The 16,034-nt window shown below is 59.3% G+C and carries 16 protein-coding genes; 7 read left to right on the forward strand and 9 right to left on the reverse strand.

Translation table 11 applies throughout. The annotated features are described in order from the left end of the window. Positions 1 to 61: 61 nt before the first annotated feature. The 3 genes from VZC39_RS05010 to queF all read right to left on the reverse strand — a co-directional run bounded on the left by VZC39_RS05010 (position 62) and on the right by queF (position 4,983). Positions 62 to 1,663: a GGDEF domain-containing protein gene (locus VZC39_RS05010; protein WP_349921339.1), complete on the reverse strand. Its 1,602-nt coding sequence runs from the start codon at positions 1,661 to 1,663 to the stop codon at positions 62 to 64. An 82-nt stretch (positions 1,664 to 1,745) separates the two neighbouring features. Further along, entirely contained in the window at positions 1,746 to 4,016 is a 2,271-nt protein-coding gene (locus tag VZC39_RS05015; RefSeq protein WP_434666265.1) for a hypothetical protein, read from the reverse strand. Between the two features lie 115 nt (positions 4,017 to 4,131). Further along, complete coding sequence (queF, locus tag VZC39_RS05020) at positions 4,132 to 4,983, reverse strand: NADPH-dependent 7-cyano-7-deazaguanine reductase QueF (protein ID WP_349921342.1); 852 nt, start codon at positions 4,981 to 4,983, stop codon at positions 4,132 to 4,134. Between the two features lie 90 nt (positions 4,984 to 5,073). Between queF and syd the strand changes: the two genes are divergently transcribed. Continuing rightward, positions 5,074 to 5,622, forward strand: a complete 549-nt coding sequence (gene syd / locus VZC39_RS05025) for a SecY-interacting protein (protein ID WP_349921343.1) — start codon at positions 5,074 to 5,076, stop codon at positions 5,620 to 5,622. 75 nt (positions 5,623 to 5,697) lie between these two features. Here syd and VZC39_RS05030 read toward each other — a convergent pair whose 3' ends face one another. The 5 genes from VZC39_RS05030 to VZC39_RS05050 form a co-directional block, all read right to left on the reverse strand. Next, complete coding sequence (locus VZC39_RS05030) at positions 5,698 to 6,483, reverse strand: Zn-ribbon-containing protein (protein WP_349921344.1); 786 nt, start codon at positions 6,481 to 6,483, stop codon at positions 5,698 to 5,700. A 7-nt stretch (positions 6,484 to 6,490) separates the two neighbouring features. Then, positions 6,491 to 6,781 carry a hypothetical protein gene (locus tag VZC39_RS05035; RefSeq protein ID WP_349921345.1) on the reverse strand — a complete coding sequence of 97 codons (291 nt, stop codon included), beginning with the start codon at positions 6,779 to 6,781 and terminating at the stop codon, positions 6,491 to 6,493. 107 nt (positions 6,782 to 6,888) lie between these two features. Beyond that, positions 6,889 to 7,125, reverse strand: coding sequence for a DUF2789 domain-containing protein (locus tag VZC39_RS05040; RefSeq protein ID WP_349921346.1), 237 nt, complete (start codon positions 7,123 to 7,125; stop codon positions 6,889 to 6,891). Between the two features lie 80 nt (positions 7,126 to 7,205). Beyond that, a complete protein-coding gene (locus VZC39_RS05045) occupies positions 7,206 to 7,502 on the reverse strand; it encodes a DUF3301 domain-containing protein (protein WP_434666269.1) in 297 nt (98 codons plus the stop codon). Between the two features lie 94 nt (positions 7,503 to 7,596). After that, positions 7,597 to 8,637, reverse strand: coding sequence for a DUF3549 family protein (locus tag VZC39_RS05050; RefSeq protein WP_434666271.1), 1,041 nt, complete (start codon positions 8,635 to 8,637; stop codon positions 7,597 to 7,599). A gap of 190 nt (positions 8,638 to 8,827) precedes the next feature. Here VZC39_RS05050 and VZC39_RS05055 point away from each other — a divergent pair, with 190 nt between their 5' ends. The 6 genes from VZC39_RS05055 (at position 8,828) to ptsG (ending at position 15,397) form a co-directional block, all read left to right on the forward strand. Further along, a complete protein-coding gene (locus VZC39_RS05055) occupies positions 8,828 to 9,163 on the forward strand; it encodes a YqcC family protein (RefSeq protein ID WP_349921349.1) in 336 nt (111 codons plus the stop codon). Positions 9,164 to 9,258: 95 nt separating this feature from the next. Beyond that, a complete protein-coding gene (truC, locus tag VZC39_RS05060; protein ID WP_434666275.1) occupies positions 9,259 to 10,005 on the forward strand; it encodes a tRNA pseudouridine(65) synthase TruC in 747 nt (248 codons plus the stop codon). 185 nt (positions 10,006 to 10,190) lie between these two features. Beyond that, positions 10,191 to 10,631, forward strand: a complete 441-nt coding sequence (locus tag VZC39_RS05065) for a flavodoxin (RefSeq protein ID WP_434666278.1) — start codon at positions 10,191 to 10,193, stop codon at positions 10,629 to 10,631. A 522-nt stretch (positions 10,632 to 11,153) separates the two neighbouring features. Further along, complete coding sequence (locus VZC39_RS05070) at positions 11,154 to 12,464, forward strand: maltoporin (RefSeq protein ID WP_349921352.1); 1,311 nt, start codon at positions 11,154 to 11,156, stop codon at positions 12,462 to 12,464. 90 nt (positions 12,465 to 12,554) lie between these two features. After that, positions 12,555 to 13,535, forward strand: a complete 981-nt coding sequence (locus VZC39_RS05075; protein WP_349921353.1) for a MalM family protein — start codon at positions 12,555 to 12,557, stop codon at positions 13,533 to 13,535. A 428-nt stretch (positions 13,536 to 13,963) separates the two neighbouring features. Further along, positions 13,964 to 15,397 (forward strand): PTS glucose transporter subunit IIBC, encoded by a 1,434-nt coding sequence (gene ptsG, locus VZC39_RS05080; RefSeq protein ID WP_434666280.1) that lies wholly within the window; start codon positions 13,964 to 13,966, stop codon positions 15,395 to 15,397. A gap of 248 nt (positions 15,398 to 15,645) precedes the next feature. Here the strand turns inward: ptsG and VZC39_RS05085 are convergent, their stop codons facing one another. Continuing rightward, on the reverse strand, positions 15,646 to 16,029 hold the full coding sequence (locus VZC39_RS05085; protein WP_434666282.1) for a DUF3461 family protein: 384 nt from the start codon (positions 16,027 to 16,029) through the stop codon (positions 15,646 to 15,648). Positions 16,030 to 16,034: the final 5 nt, after the last annotated feature.

Consider the following 16,034-nt stretch of genomic DNA (forward strand, 5'->3'; position numbering starts at 1 on the left):
TGGGGAGGGGAATAGGGGGCGAGTGCGTTTGTGCGCTTTTTGACCGGCAGTCAGGCCGGATTCAGGCCAGATTGACCTGATCCCGTCCCGAATGCTTGGAGCTGTAGAGTGCCTTGTCGGCCCGCTCGAACGCATCCGTCGCGTGATCACCCGGGCGGAACAGGGTGGCACCGATGGAGATGGTGATCTCGACCCGGGTGTCCCTGAATCGGAACGGAATGTTCTTGACGGTCTGGCGCAGGTTCTCGAGGGGTTTGAAGTACTTGTCCGGATTGATGTTCGGCAGCAGCACCACGAACTCCTCCCCCCCGAAGCGGGCGATGAAGTCGGTGTCCCGCAAGGCCTTCTGCAGCGCCTTGGCGACCACTTTCAATGCCTTGTCACCGGCCATGTGGCCGTAGTTGTCATTGATGTTCTTGAAGTGATCGATGTCGATGATGGCCAGACACAAGGGGGTGCCGTAGCGCAGCCAGCGCTTGTATTCGAGCTCGATCCGCTCATCCAGCGCCGCCCGGTTGTGTACCTGGGTCAGGCTGTCCAGGAACAGCTTGTGCTTCTGGATGGTGAGCCGCTTCTTGTACTCGGCGGTCTCCTCCTTCATCAGCCGCAACTTGGCTTCCATGTTGGAGAGATGGGTCAGCAGGTGGCGCTCGCGCCCTGCCATGGCCTCTCTTTCCTGTTGCAGACGGCGGATGGTATCCAGGTGCTCGCCAATGGCCCCCTTGAGGGCTGCCGGCGAGTCATGGATGGTCAGGGTCTGATCGATGGCCGTCAGCTCCCGTTCCAGGGCCTGCCCGCTCAGATGGGAGGCATTTTGCAGGGCCCGCCCTTCGTCCAGGGATTCGGTGAAGCCGAAATGGACCGAAGAGAGGCTTTCGTTCAGGGTGCTGAGGAACGTCTGGGAGGATTTGCGCTCCTCCCGGGTGCCCTCGATGATGAGCTCGATGATCTGCAGACAGATCTCCGCCAGCAACTGCGGCGTGACGCCATTCAGCAACTGGCGGCGAATGTCTGCCAGGCTCTCGCCGACGGCGCCGGCGAAGTCGAGTTCGGTGATGAGTCGCTGCAACTCGTCGGCAATCTGGGCATGGGCCTTCACATCGAAGGGATCGGACGCCTCGGGGGAGGAGAGTTCGGTGGTCATCTCCTGGGTCGGGGCGAGCAGTGGCTGGCGAGGCAGTAGCTGGATCTTGATGGCCTGCTGGTAGAACTCCAGCAAGCGGATCACCTTCTTCTGATGATCGCCGATGCCATAACCCTTGGGGCTTGCCAAGAACTCCTTGAGGGAGCGACGGCTCTCTTCCGGGAACCCCTTGAGCTGCTTGAGCTGTTTGCTGCCGAGTTCGATGGCGGACAGGGTCAGCCCGATGGACTCCTCCAGCGCGTTGCTGTGTTGTTGCAGCAGCTTCTCGATGAGCGCCAGATCGCCATCGAGTGAAGAGAGGGGAGGGTTGCCATCCAGTTTCTGCTTGAGCTTGGCGAGGCGGTTGTCCAGTTCACGATCGTGGCCGTGGCAGGCTTGCATCAATTTGCCGATAAACTGGATGCCGCGGGTTCGTTCGGCATCGGAGAACGAGGCCATGCCATCGAGCTCCTGCTGTTTCTGCTGGAGGGATTCCCTGAGTCTTGCCAGTTGTCCTGTTACGGCAGCGATATCATTCATTGTTCAGGTCGCCCTGTTGTCATTATCGTTTTGTGTCGTCCAGCAACAGTAAGCCAATGAAAGACCCCGTTGAGTACCTTTTTTACGGATTATCCAGCACTTTCGTCCGTGTGAGTGCTTGCCAGTTAACCCATTGCTTTTCATGAGAAGAATTTACTTTTACCAGTCCCTTGTCAATCGCCATCAAGCCGCATTGCCACACATCACCATTAAAGAATGCGGCCTGCTGACAATCGATGGCAGCCAGCTCCAACCAGGCGTTTTGCTGGTGTTTTTCACTGAGTTGCATGGCTCCGGACAGTGCCAGATAGCAGAGGTCGAACAGGCCGTGATGATCGAGGGCCGTCGCCGCCTTGGGGAGGAAGGGGTGGCTGACAATGCCAAGGCTGATGTGCCTGTCCAGTTCGTAGTCGCAGGGGAAGGCGGCGAGGCTTGCCAGCAGCTCTTGGGCCAGCTGGTGCAAATGGGCTACGTGGCGCTGTGGCACCACATAGAGCAGATGCCCCTCGCGCAGGTCGTAGATCCGACCGTCCCGGGGCGTCAGCTTGTTGACGTAGTCGCCGAAGGCCTGCTCTATCTCCCGGCTGACCTGATAGCCGTGCTGTTCCAGAGCGCTGACCAAGAAAGGTACCCGGAACAGCAGATAATGCAGCTTGTCATCAAATTCGCTGTCGGTACGTTCACTTAAATACCAACGCTCGGATTTTTGCTGGCGCTTGGCCATCTCCCGCGGCCAGCGACTCATCAGCCGTTGCCAGTTGGCAAGACCGCTGCGTGGTTCGATCAGAAGCGCCTCCCCCAGTTGCTTGGCCCTCAGGCGGGCGACCCGAAGCTTGAGCCAGAGGGTGAAGAACAGATAGATGAAGAGCGCCAGCAGCAGGCCGGTGCTGACACTGGACCAGAGGTAGCGCTCCTGCTGATGTTCGCTGGCATCGAGCTTGTTTTCCAGCTCCTTGACCTGCTGGGCCCGCTCCACCTGGGCATAGTTGTCACGCACCGCCTCCTGCTCCAAGTCCAGTTGCTGCTGACGCACCAGTTCACTGCGCTGGTGGTACTGCTTGTAGCTGTCCAGTGCCTGCTTGAGGTAGCCCTTCTGCTCATAGGCGATGGCCAGCAGGCGGAAAATATTCAGCTGGCGGTGGATGTCGCCGGTGCGATTGGCGAGGCTCAGGGCATTCTCCAACTGCAGGATGGCGATGGCCGCCTCCTTTTGCTTGAGGTGCAGTTCACCGAGCAGCAGCAGGGTATCGATGAGGGATGACTTGTCATCTCCCAGCTCGTGGGATTGGCGGGCGGCGTTGAGATAGTTGCGGGCCAGCGTCAGGTTGCCGGTCTGCAGATAGGTCTTGCCTATCTCGAACTTGAGGTGGGCGATACGGGTACGATCGCTGCCCTCGTCCAGCAGATCCAGCGCATTGAAGAAGTAGACCAGCGCCATGTTCATCTCGCCCTGTTCCCGGTTGAGGCTGGCCAGTACGATCAGCGCATCGCTCAGCAGGGATGGGTTGCCGAGGGCGTGGAAGTAGTTGGCGGCCTCGTTGGCGTACTGCAGCGCCTTCTGGGGCTCCTGCTCTTCCTGGTAGAGCTTGACCATCTGGTTCGACAGCAGGCCGAGGAAGAGGGGATCCTGCACGCCCCTGGCCTGTTGCTGGGCATCGATGTATTCACCGAGGGCGAGCTGGGGCTGCTTGAGGGCATGGTAGAGATCGCCGCCGACGGCGCTGACCCAGGCCTGGGAGAGGGGGTTGCGTGCCTGTTCGGCCCAGATCCTGGCATCGGCCAACTGCTGCTTGGCGATGTCGAACCTTTGCCCCTCGATGCTGGCGTTGATGTGCAGCAGGCGGCTGTAGACCTGAAGCTGGCTCTCTTTGAGGCTGGGGTTGGTCAGCAGCTTGTCCAGGTCATCGAGCAGGATGGCGCTGGCGTTGTGGGAACCCTGCAGCATGTTCTGGCTGCGGATCTTGAGGTAGAGGCCATGGGCCTCCAGCTCGAATTGCTGCTCTTTCTTGGCGAGGGCGATGCCTCGATCGAGGGACGCCTGGGCCTCTTTGTATTCTCCCAGCTGATCGAGACACTCTCCTTTCAGCAGGTGGGCACCGGTTGCCTGGGTGGCGGTGCCGTAATTCAGCATGGGCTCGCGATAGCCATATTCCTGACGATTGCTGATGATCTGCTTGGGATTATTGGCGGTGCGCTCGAGGAAGGAGGAGGCCAACTGAACGCATCTGGCGGGATCGGTCAGCACCAGGGTCTGGGCCTGCTGCAGATCGATCGACAATTGCTCCTTGGCCAGATCCAGATCCGGAGCCGACAGGGAGGTCATCATCATTGCCAGAAAAAACAGTTGATTCATTGGATTAAGAGCGGCACAGGGGTGCAGGCATGTTATCCAAGCCGACCCCTGTGCGTCCACCATTTACTGAGGGACGAAAGGCATCAGAAACCCCTTCCATGAATGCATCCGGCGCTCATTGGCGGATGAGCCGCAGGTTGGCGGGAACCGCCTCCCAGTCGCTGCGGAAGGGGTTGATGTCGAGCCCGCCACGGCGGGTGTAACGGGCATAGACGGTCAACTGATCCGGGCGGCAAAAGTGCTTGAGATCCATGAAGATGCGCTCGATGCACTGCTCGTGGAATTCATTGTGCTGGCGAAACGAGATGAGGTAGCGCAGCAGCTTCTCCCGATCAAGGCGCGGGCCGTGGTAGCGGATCACCAGCGAGCCCCAGTCCGGCTGGCTGGTGACCAGGCAGTTGGACTTGAGCAGGTGGCTGTGCAGCGTCTCTTCGACGATCTCGCTGCCTGCGGCCCCTTGCAGCAGGGTCTCGTCGAACTCGTAGTGGTCGATCGTTATATCCTGCTCATCGATGCACTCACCGGGCAGGCTGGCTATCTGATGAGGCGCCTGGTCCAGGGGGAAGAGGGTGACCTGAACCGGCGCACCGGCGCAGGCGCTCAGATCCCGGGTCAGCATCGCCTGCACCGCGTCCATGGAGTCGCAGCGGGTCTGGTTGAAAGAGTTGAGGTAGAGCTTGAACGATTTGGACTCGATAAGATTCGGGCTTTGGGCCGGGACTGAGACCTCGCCGAGGGCCACCACGGGCTTGCCCCTGGCATTGAGCCAGGAGAGCTCATACAGGGTCCAGACGTCGCAGCCTTCGAAGGGCAAGTCCGCCTCACCCAAGCCAAGGTCGTCACGGTTCAGGCTGCGGGGCACGGGTTGCAGCAGGCTCGGGGTGTACTGGCTGATGTAGGCCGCCTGCTGGCCCAGGCTCAGGCCCTGCAGCGCGCTGGCGCCTGCGTATCTCTCTTGTTTGCTCATGCTTGTCTGCCCAGGAGTTTGATGGTGCAATAGCCGGATTTTTCGGTCATTCAGCGCGGCTATTTGGGGTCGTTATTGTGGGGGATTTCGATGTCGGATCAAGTCTTGTCTGCCCTTGGGCAGTTTTTTTTACGCTGGCAACGCGATGGTGAGGCGAGACGAGGGTTGCCTCTGTGTGACTGGGAGGCGGATTGGCGCTCCCCTTGCGAACTGGACGGCCCCAAGGAGGGCAAGGTCGCCTGGCGCCCGCAGCAGCGTCCTGAGCCGGCGGACTTCGACGCCATGAACGAGGCGCTGGAATTGACCCTGCATCCCGCCGCCATCGCCCTGTTCGGTCACTGGTTCAGCCGCCCTCTTCCTTGCCTCTACAAGGGGCTGCGCATCGAGCTCATCCTGCCCTGGAACGAAGCGGATCTGGATCTGCTCAAGGAAAACCTCATCGGCCACCTGCTGATGCTGCGTAAATTGAAGCGCTCGCCGTCGCTTTTTATCGCCACGACCCGCAACGAGATGACTCTGGTGTCGCTTGACAACGAAACCGGTCAGGTGTGGCTGGAGTGGCTGGATTCCGGCCGCCGCCTGACCCTGGCCCCCTCGCTGCCCGCCTTCCTGGCGCGGCTGGAAACCCTGCCCCAGTGAGCGGTCACTGACCAGGAGACCCTCGCCATCCGGCAAGGGCCTCCTGTCTTGACGCGGCGGATTAGCGAACGTGGGTCAATCCTTGAAATCCCAGGAGAGATTGGAGACGAGGCGGCACCCATCGCACTTGAAGTCGAAGATCTCGTGCAGGGGGGCGGCGAGTGTCCAGTCGCCACCGCAGCCAGGGCAGGGGCGACGACGCTCCTCCTCGGCACTCAGACCGCCGACCCGATAGAGGTAGTAGTAGGTCGGGATGCCGGAGAGGGCTTCCAGCCGTCTGACCAGATCGCTGCCACGGCGGTGCAGTCGGCTTCCCACCTCGCCAATCTCGTGCAGGGCGGCGTGTTCGGCGATGGAGCCATTCATCTGCAACTGGTCGCAGGCCTCCCAGTCTTCCTGCCACTTGATGATCTGCTTGTGATCGCCGTTGGCGATGGCGGGCAGACGATAAAGTGGGATGGGGGCGAAGTGGTCACCGCAGCGCAGGGGCGAGCAACTGTGCAGGAAACTGGTATAGAGCAGCATCCAGCTGGGCCGCTCACCATCCTGGCCACAGGGGTCCGTGCTGTCTGAGAGCAAGTCCATGCCCTGCAACTGTACCTTGGGGGCCAGCAGCCCGGCCTGGTGCAGGCCCTGTTCGGCCAGGGCGACCTGTTCGCTCTGGTTGTCAGGGTGCAGGCTGTCCTGCTCCGGGCAGACCACCCGGCTGATGAAGCAGCCCTCCTGCATGCTGGTGGGAAACTCCCGCCCCAGGATCTGGCCCTGGTAGCGCAACATGTCGAGATAATTGACGATGGCGGCTTCGGCCTCACCGAGGGAGGTGTCGCGATAGCATTCGAAATGCAGTTCGAGGATGTACATGGCAGCCTTATTCAGCGCGCTGCAACAGCAGGGCGGTCAGGCGATCGACTTTTTGTTCGAGGCGGTTGAGCTGATCGCTCAGGGCTTGCAGGTTGATCCCATCGGGTTGGGGCTGCGCCGCCGCGGGCTCGGCGGCCGGTTCGACCGTCTGCGGCTGCTGCTTCCACTGGCTCAACACCTTGAGCAGCTCGGCCATGGGCACGGGCTGGCTGAGGCGCGCCTTGACCATGGCGGTGGAGGGGGTGATCCCCTTGGCGTTCAGCTCGTTGGCAATGCGGATGATCTCTTGGGCTGACATCTGGTTTTCTCACTGCGACCTGACGGGGGTCGTCTTGCTGCGGGATTAAAGAGGAGAGAGCTTAAACAAAGCCTGCCCATCAGGAAAGCAGGCGCGATGGGGCTGCGTTAATTTGGCTGGCGCAGCATCACATCCAGTTGGTCGATGGCTTCCGACCAGTCCGAATCATGCCAGAGGGCATCGCGCAGGAAACCGGCCTGGGCCGGGTTCCAGAAGCTGGCCTCGGGCAGCAGGGTCTGGTTGTCCAGGCTGTGCTCGCGGATGAAGCGGTGCAGGCTCATCTCGTCATTGGCAAGGCCGAGCTGGGCGAAGAGGGCGGCCATGTCGTGGGTCAGCAGTTCCATTTCGTCTCTCCTTGGCGGGATTTTCGAAATTATAGCCAGACTGGCACGCCCCGTGGGCAGGCGCCGCCCTGCATTGGGAGTCAGGACGGTATGCGATGGGGCGGCAGTTCGACCCCGACCACGTGCAGCCCCTGCATGCAGAGCTGGCCCTGATAGTAGCTCTCGCCATCGCTTGAGAACTCGAACTGGTAATAGGTGAGCAGACGCAGCGGCTTGTGCCCCAGCGCCCTGTGGCTGCGGGCCAGAGAGAGCAACTGCAGATCGTGGTGCTGGCAGTAGCGTCTCATGTATTGCCAGGCAATTTCTGCCTGACGGCGCTGTTGCCAGAAGGCGCCACCGGCAAGCAGCAGGAGCAGGATTCCGAGCATTTCTCCCATCAGCGGGTTCCTTGTGCTGAACATCATCTGTGATGGCCGATCGCCAGGCGATCCGTTGGGGGCGCCTGGCGATCATGCCGGTAAACTCGCGGCCCTAGGCCGAGGCGAACAGCCGACCGATGGCCTGACCGAGCGCGTCGCTACGCTCGGGATCACGCAGCCTGGCCAGCATATCATTTCGCAGGGCCGGCAGGGTGACCAGCTCGGCAAAGACCTGATTGAAAAACTGGGTGGGCTGCAGCGCGAGCTGCTCCAGGAACAGACTCAGCAGTGCCGGGGTGGCCAGATCGGGCCAGAGCCGACCGGCGATGGCGAGCAGCAGGGCCGGGCTCGGCTGGGTTTGCAGCAGGGTCAGCAGCTTGTTGGTGCGCAGGCTGTTGCCATTGCAGGCGGCGAGCGCCCGGCACAGGTAGGCCAGGGTTTCGGCATTGGGGGCCGCGCACGCCTGCTCCTTGCCAATCCGCTCGAGCAGGGCCCCTTGCAGCGCCGGGGGCAGGGGAGCGTTCTCCAGGCTTTGACACAAGGCATAGAGCGGGGCATCTGGCAATCTGGGCAGCGCCTTGCACAGCAGCGCGAGGTTGCGCTCATCCTGCAGGCGTTCGGCCAGATCGGCGAAGCCTTGCAGCCCCAGGGTCTGCCAGCCTTCTTCTCCGGGCGCCGCCAGATAGTGGCAGAGGGCATCAAAGTAGGCGGAGGGGGCCTGCTCCAGCTGGCGGGCCAGCTTGGCGTGCAGGCTCGCCATCTTGGCTTCGGCGGGGCGGAAGGTGTAGGGGTTCTCGGCCAGCCGTTCGGCTTTCTCCTCGTCCAGCTCACCGGTCAGCTTGTAACCCAGGGTCTCGACCACCTGATCCATGAAGTGCTTGGGACCGGCGGCCATGAGCAGGCCGCGCTCATCGAGGGCAAATTTGAGGAACCAGAGATAGTGTCTGGCTTCATCCGGCTGGAAGAAGTGCACGGCGAGCCAGGCGTGTTGCTGCAAGGGCCAGGGGTAGGGCTCCTGTTGTTGCTCGATGCGCGAGAAGTGATCGCTCGCCAGCGGGCGCACCTGGCGGCCCATGTCGAACAACTGGAACTGGGTATTGGCCTGGGTCAGGAATTCGGTCAGCGTGTTGATGCTGGGAGGAGTGGCAGACATGAGGGGATCCGGCAGAGAGTGATGTCGGCGATTATAAGGAGGCCGCACCCGATAGCCAACCCGGGGTGAACATGACGGGGCCGTGGCAGCCGGGGGAGGGGCGGTGTATAGTAGCGCCCCTTTTTGATAGGCATGTTTGATGAGTGAGGCCCCCTGGTCGGGTGGGCCCCGCGATGAAGAGGAGGTCGAGATGAGTCAATATCTGCTGGTAGCCGGACTGTTGGGAGAACTGACCGCCGAGTTGCAGCGCCTTGAGCGCTGGCAAGCGGAACACCCGGGGAGTGACGCCCTCGCCAGCGAGCTGCCGTTTTGCGTCGATACCCTGAGCTTTGATCAGTGGCTGCAGTTCGTGCTGATCCCGCGCATGGAACAGCTGGTGATGCTGCAGGCACCGCTGCCGACCAGCATCTCCCTCTATCCCATGGCGAGCGAAGTCTATAAAGAGGAGCTGGCCGAGGTGGAGGGGCTGCTGCGTCTCATCGGCCGCTTCGATCTGCTGCTCTCCGGCAAGATAGTGGAGCAATGAGGCTGATGGCCGGTGTGGCGCATCGCGACGAGATCCGGCTTCACAGCTCTATGCCAATATAACGTATCGAGTTATTGCCATTTGGTGGTGTTTTTATGAAGTTAACCCTGCTCTATCAGGATGACTGGCTGGTGGCGGTGAACAAGCCGTCCGGTCTGCTGGTGCATCGCAGCTGGCTCGACAAGGCCGAGACCCGCTTCGCCATGCAGATGACCCGGGATCTCATTGGCGGACGCCATGTCTACCCGGTGCACCGGCTGGACAGACCCACCTCCGGGGTGCTGCTGTTTGCGCTGGACCCTGCGGTGGCCCGCACCCTGACCGAGGCCTTCGCCGCTCGCCGTGTGCAGAAGGAGTACCTGGCGCTGGTACGCGGCTGGGCACCGGAGCAGGGGCTCATCGATTACCCGCTCAAGGAGCAGCTGGACAAGATAGCCGACGCCATGAGCGATCCCGATCGCCCGGCCCAGGAGGCGGTGACGGCGTTTCGCCGTCTCCATCAGGTGGAGCTGCCCCATGCCGTCTCCAAGAAGCACCCCACCAGTCGCTACAGCCTGGTGCGGCTCTTCCCCAAGACGGGGCGCAAGCATCAGCTGCGTCGCCATCTGGATCACCTGTTCCACCCCATCGTCGGTGATACCACTCATGGCGACGGCCGCCACAATCGCTTCTTCCGCGAGCACTATGGCTGTGATCGCCTGCTGCTGGTGGCCCATCGCTTGAGCTTCGAGCACCCTGTGCTCAAGGTGCCGATGCGGATCCAGGCGCCGCTCGGGCCGCAAGTGCTGGAGCTGTTTGCCAAGCTGGGCTGGCCCGCCAGCGAGAGCGACTACGCCCTCTGACCCCCGTTATCATCTGTTGCCTCTGGCCGGGCTGTGGCATGCTGTAGGCCACGTCAGTCAGAGGAACAGGTGATGATTCAACAAGATACCCTGCCAGTTACCCCCTACGCCCGGCCTGTTGCCAAGGCCTGTGCTCCCCGCGTGCCCGCCTGCCTGTCTCACTCACCCCATGGGGAGGTGCGCTGATGGCCGAGATCGATATCCTGGTCGGCTCCGTCTACGGTTCGGCCATGCTGGTGGCCGAAACCCTGAGCGACCATCTGCAGGCCAAGGGCCATGTTTGTCATCTGTTCGATGAGGCCGAGCTGGCCGACATCGATGCCTCTCGTTTCTTGCTGGTTGTCACCGCGACCACGGGGCAGGGGGACATCCCCCCCAATCTGCAATCTTTTGCCAGTGCCCTGAGCGATGGCGCCCCTTATATGAAGGGGTGGCGTTATGCCCTCATCGCCATGGGGGACAGCAGCTACGAGCATTTTTGCGGGGCGGGTCGCAGGCTGGATGAACTGCTGCAGGAGCTGGCGGCCGAGGCCCTGGTACCCAGGCTGGAGATCGATGCGACGGTGGAAGATGAACCCGAAGTCGCAGCCTTGGCCTGGCTGAAAACCTGGGAAGACAGGCTTTAATTTCTCTCTCTCGGCCGTTGGAAATTATCCCCCGTGGAACCATCCCGGGGGATCGTTATTTTGGGACTCACTTAACCTTCTCTTCAAATATATCCCTCAACTTGTCAGGTTATTTTTTCCCTGAAAAACGACCTGCTTATCCTCGTTATTAATCGGCACGGCGACAAATCAGAAAATTAAAAGTTCCCCATTGAAAGCGATTTCAGTCATGTTTTTGCAACGGAGTTGGCATTTGATGACTTAATTGTCATCGAGAATTAATATTTGAAATCGATTTCAAGGGTGTGTTTTTTCTTTTATTTCACTTTTTGTGGTGATGCATTGCTTGGTTTCTCTGTTTTTTTATGTTTTTTTGCTGCTAGGGTCTCGGGCGAGCGATTTGTCAGCATTTTGTGAATCAGCTCATGTTTGTCGCGAAATTGGCTACTTATAATCGACCCCGGTTATCACCAAAACGTTTTTACGGTGATAAGAACTTGAATATTCAGGATCACACTCCCAGCGGGAATAAGGAAAATGAAAATGAAAGCAAAGTGGCTCCCGATTGCAGCAGCAGTAACCGCTGCCCTGGCTTCCCAAGCCGCCTTCGCCGTTGATTTCCACGGCTACTTCCGTTCAGGTGTCGGTGTTTCCGGTGACGGGGACATGGTTAAATACAACGTCAACAAAGTAGGTCGTCTGGGTAACGAAAACGACACCTACGGTGAAGTGCAATTGGGTCAGGAAGTCTTCAATAAGGACGGCAAGACTTTCTACGTAGATTCCATGTTCGCCATGTCTTCCAACGGTTCTAATGACTGGGAAGGTACCGGTACCGTCTGTAACTTCGACGCCAAACAGTGCAACGGTGACTCCGACTTTGCCCTGCGCCAGTTCAACGTCCAGGCCAAGGGCCTGCTGGGCTTTGCACCGGAAGCGACCCTCTGGGCCGGTAAGCGTTACTACCAACGTCACGACATTCACATCTCTGACTTCTACTACTGGAACATCTCCGGTGCCGGCGCCGGTATCGAAGGCATCCAGGCCGGTCCTGGCAAGATCTCCCTGGCTTGGGTTCGCAACGACCGCAGCGCGGCCGATGTATTCGGTCAGTACACCCAGACCAGCCCGGGTGTGTACCAGAAGAATGAAGATCTGAACGTCAACACCTTTGATGCGCGCTATGCCGGCATCCCGCTGTGGCAAGACGGCTCTCTGGAAGTGGGCGTCATGTACGCCATGGTCAACGAGACCGACGCCCAGAAAGAGCTGAAAAACGACAACATGAAAGACGGCGTCATGCTGACTGCCGAGCTGACCCAGGGCATCTTCGGTGGCTTCAACAAGACCGTGCTGCAGTACGGTACCGAAGGCTACTCCAAGACCATGGCCTACTACGGTGATGGCTCCTGGTACGGTGCCGAAGCCAAAGACGGTGCCGATGGCTACCGTATCATCAACTGGGGCGTTATCCCGATGGGCAACTCCTGGGAGATGGGTCACCAATTGGTCTACGGGGTAGGCAACGAGATGTGGGATGGCAACGACAAGGCCGAGACCTTCTCCGCCGTCGTGCGCCCGATGTACAAGTGGGATGACTTCAACAAGACCATCTTCGAAGGCGGCTACTTCAAGGACAAGACCAGCTACACCAATGGTGCTGCGTCTGACAAAGACGGTGGCTACAAGCTGACCCTGGCTCAGGCCTGGTCTGCTGGCGCCAGCTTCTGGGCCCGTCCGGAGATCCGTGTGTTCGCCTCCTACCTGGAAAACACCGAAGACAATGAAGTCTTCGAAGGCAACACCTCCAAGGATACCTGGCAAGTGGGTGTTCAAGCAGAAGCTTGGTGGTAAGCCGTTCTTTAAGTTAAGTTAGTCACTGCCCCCTTCTGGGGGCAGTTTTGTTTCGTCGGATATGGCCATCGGGTTATGGAGATAAGAAGAATGAAACTGGTAAAGATGTCTATCGCGGCCGTGGTTACCGCGCTGTTGGCCGGTTGTTCCGGTAGCATGGTAGTCCCCGTGCAAGAGCATGCGTCCATCCTGAGTAATGCCGATGAGGCCAAACAGGTGCTCGCCCAGGCGACCAGCTGCTGCAAAGGATTCAACGAATTCAACTATGTCGCCCTGCCAGAGGGAGACACGCTGCTGGCCATCGATGGCAAGCAGCCCAGTTATCAGTTTGACGAGGGCATGAGCTACTTTGCCGCCTATCGTCTGCCGATCAACACCGGCAACCTGGCCATCACGCTCGCCTCCCAGGTCAGCAAGACGGTGCTGATCCCCAAGGTGATCATGCTGGACTCCCAATTCAAGGTCACCCGCGTGCTGGGTGAATCTGTGTTCAGTTACCAACCGGCCCACCTGCTTGACAACGATCGCATCGAAGGTCGGGTGTTCGTCGATCGCAGCATGCCGGGCAACCCCGCAAGCGAAGCCTACATGGTGGTTTATGCCCCGGCCACTGAGCTCGCCGGCAGCACCACTATACTGCACCCGGCCAAGGCCTTTGCCCGTGCCAATCACACCGTCGAGCCGGATATTGCCGACCCCGTCATCCCGCACTCGCCCTGGGGCCTGGTACAGATCAAGACCGTCGACATGGCCAAGGATCAGGGCCTCGAGGCCGTCTTCAAGCCCGAATATGCCGACAAGGTGGAGATGAGTAAGGCCAAACCGGCTACCACCGCCGTGGTGGCGACGGCGGCAACGGCCACGACCGCTGCCGTGGTGGCCGCCCCCAGCAAACCGGCTCCCGCCATGCTGAGCGAGACCGAAACCTTCTACAACAGCCAGATCGAGAAGGCGGTCAAGGCCGGTGATATCGACAAGGCGATGCAACTGGTGAGCGAGGCTGAACGGGCCGGTTCGACCAAGGCGAAGTCGGTCTTTATCGATGCGGTGAAGCGTTCGCAAAAGAACTAAATAACCGCATTTTGTCCGCGATAATATTTATGTGAGGCCTCCTTGTTGGAGGCCTTTTTAATCGCTAGACTAGATCATAGAAAATAGCAATGCGTTACGAATGGTTACATTGAGTTTCTTTATGTATTAATGGGATTCTCTAAAATACAATAGGAAACAGCACTTCATATTTATCCGTAATACTATAAAGATGCGGAATTATATTCTGAAAATTAGATGATTCGCCCTCTCGTAATATCTTGTGATCTCTCCTCCAAATTCATTATTCCCCTCTGCCTGATGGAAGAAATTCCGATATCGCTGGGTTATATTCAGCTGGTCAAAATAAGCAAACCCGGTCGAATTCAGTACAAGGTCAGATGACGAACGCTGTCACCTATAAATTGGCTGGATCGTGTACGGAAACAAATCCATTCAGGAGCGCACACATGTTAAAAAATGCTTTCTCTAATCTGCAAAAGGTCGGTAAGGCGCTGATGCTGCCCGTATCCGTCCTGCCTGTTGCAGGTATTCTGCTGGGGGTGGGGGCTGCCCACTTCAGCTGGTTGCCGGAAATTGTATCCCAGTTGATGGAGCAAGCCGGTGGTTCCGTATTCGGTCAGATGGCGCTGCTGTTCGCCGTGGGTGTGGCCCTTGGCTTCACCAATAACGACGGTGTATCCGGTCTGTCCGCCATCGTCGGCTACGGCATCATGGTCGCCACCCTGAAGGTCATGGCCCCTGTGATGGGTGTCGAGAGCATCGATACCGGTGTACTGGGTGGTATCCTCGCCGGTGGCGTCGCCGCCTGGGCGTTCAACCGCTTCTACAAGATCCAGCTGCCAGAGTATTTGGGCTTCTTCGCCGGTAAACGTGCCGTGCCCATCATCACCGGTTTCGTTTCCATCGGTCTGGGCGTGATCCTGTCCGTGATCTGGCCGCCGGTAGGGGGCGCCATCGGTGCTTTCTCCGACTGGGCTGCCAACCAGAACCCGGTACTGGCCTTCGGTATCTACGGCGTGGTTGAGCGCTCCCTGATCCCGTTCGGTCTGCACCACATCTGGAACGTGCCGTTCTTCTATCAGGCCGGTACCTGTGTCAACGCCGCTGGCGAAACTGTACACGGCATCATGACCTGCTTCCTGACCGCCGATGACGCTTCCCGTGCTGCCGGTAACGGCTTCGGCCAGCTGGCTGGTGGTTACCTGTTCAAGATGTTCGGTCTGCCTGCTGCTGCCTTTGCCATCGCGCACAGTGCCAAGCCGGAAAACCGCGCCAAGATCGTCGGTATCATGGCTTCTGCCGCCCTGACCTCCTTCCTGACCGGTATCACCGAGCCTATCGAGTTCTCCTTCCTGTTCGTGGCACCGGTACTGTACGCCATCCACGCCCTGATGGCGGGCCTGGCCTATGTGCTGACCAACTCCCTGGGGATCGTACATGGTCACACCTTCTCCAACGGCTTCATCGACTTCGTGGTGCAATCCCCCCGTGCCGACAACATGCTGCTGCTGGTGGGTCTGGGTCTGGTCTACGCCGTCCTCTACTACGTGGTCTTCACCGTGGTCATCCGTGCTTTGAACCTGAAGACTCCGGGCCGTGAAGACGAAACCGCGCAGGAATCCACTGCCGCCCAGAGCAAGGACGAGATGTCTGCCGCCCTGGTGACCGCCTTCGGTGGCAAAGAGAACATCGCCTCCCTGGACGCCTGCATCACCCGTCTGCGTGTCGGTGTGAAGGACGTGGCCAAGGTTGACCAGGCAGGTCTGAAGAAGCTGGGCGCCGCCGGTGTGGTAGTGGCTGGCTCCGGTGTCCAGGCCATCTTCGGCACCAAGTCCGACAACCTGAAAACCGAAATGGACATCTGGATGAAGAGCAACTAATCCTTGCCTGACATCGAGAGTTCAGAAAAGGGAGGCGCAAGCCTCCCTTTTTGCTGGGCGGGATCCGGCCATGTTGCGGGGGGATGGTTTCCCCGGCATCGACAAGGCCCGGATTGCCATTCGTGAGACCTGGTCGTTCATCTTTTTCAGATTGTTTGACTGCCTCTCTTTGTTGTAGTGGTTATTCACACTGCCTGTGGCAATAAAAAAAAGCGCCTGATGGCGCTCTTTTTACGATGGAGCAGTGCTTATAGCTTCTCCAGATCCCGCTCTATCTCGCTGATCTTGTTCTGCACCACTTTTTCCAGGTGGCGCAGATCGCGCAAAATCTTCTGCTTGATGTCCGGATCTGCCTGGACATGCAGCCCCTGGGTCAGGTTGTCCAGCTCATCCACCACATATTTGAGGTTGGCGTTGATCTCGGTGACATCCTTGTACTCATGGGTACCCGAATTGATGAGGATGGTCTTGCGCTGGCGCGGATACTTGAACTTGACGCTCTTGGCGAAGAATTCGCCCTTCTGCTTCTTGAAGTAGATCTTGAGGATATCGTGGTTGGCTTCCTGGCGCAGGGTGTAGCTGTCGACAGAGGCGGGATCCTGGATCCCAAGGCTCTTCAGATTCTCGTACATCGGGC

Origin of the sequence: Aeromonas sp. NJAU223 (assembly GCF_051125555.1) — a bacterium.
Classification (GTDB): Bacteria; Pseudomonadota; Gammaproteobacteria; order Enterobacterales; family Aeromonadaceae; genus Aeromonas; species Aeromonas veronii_G.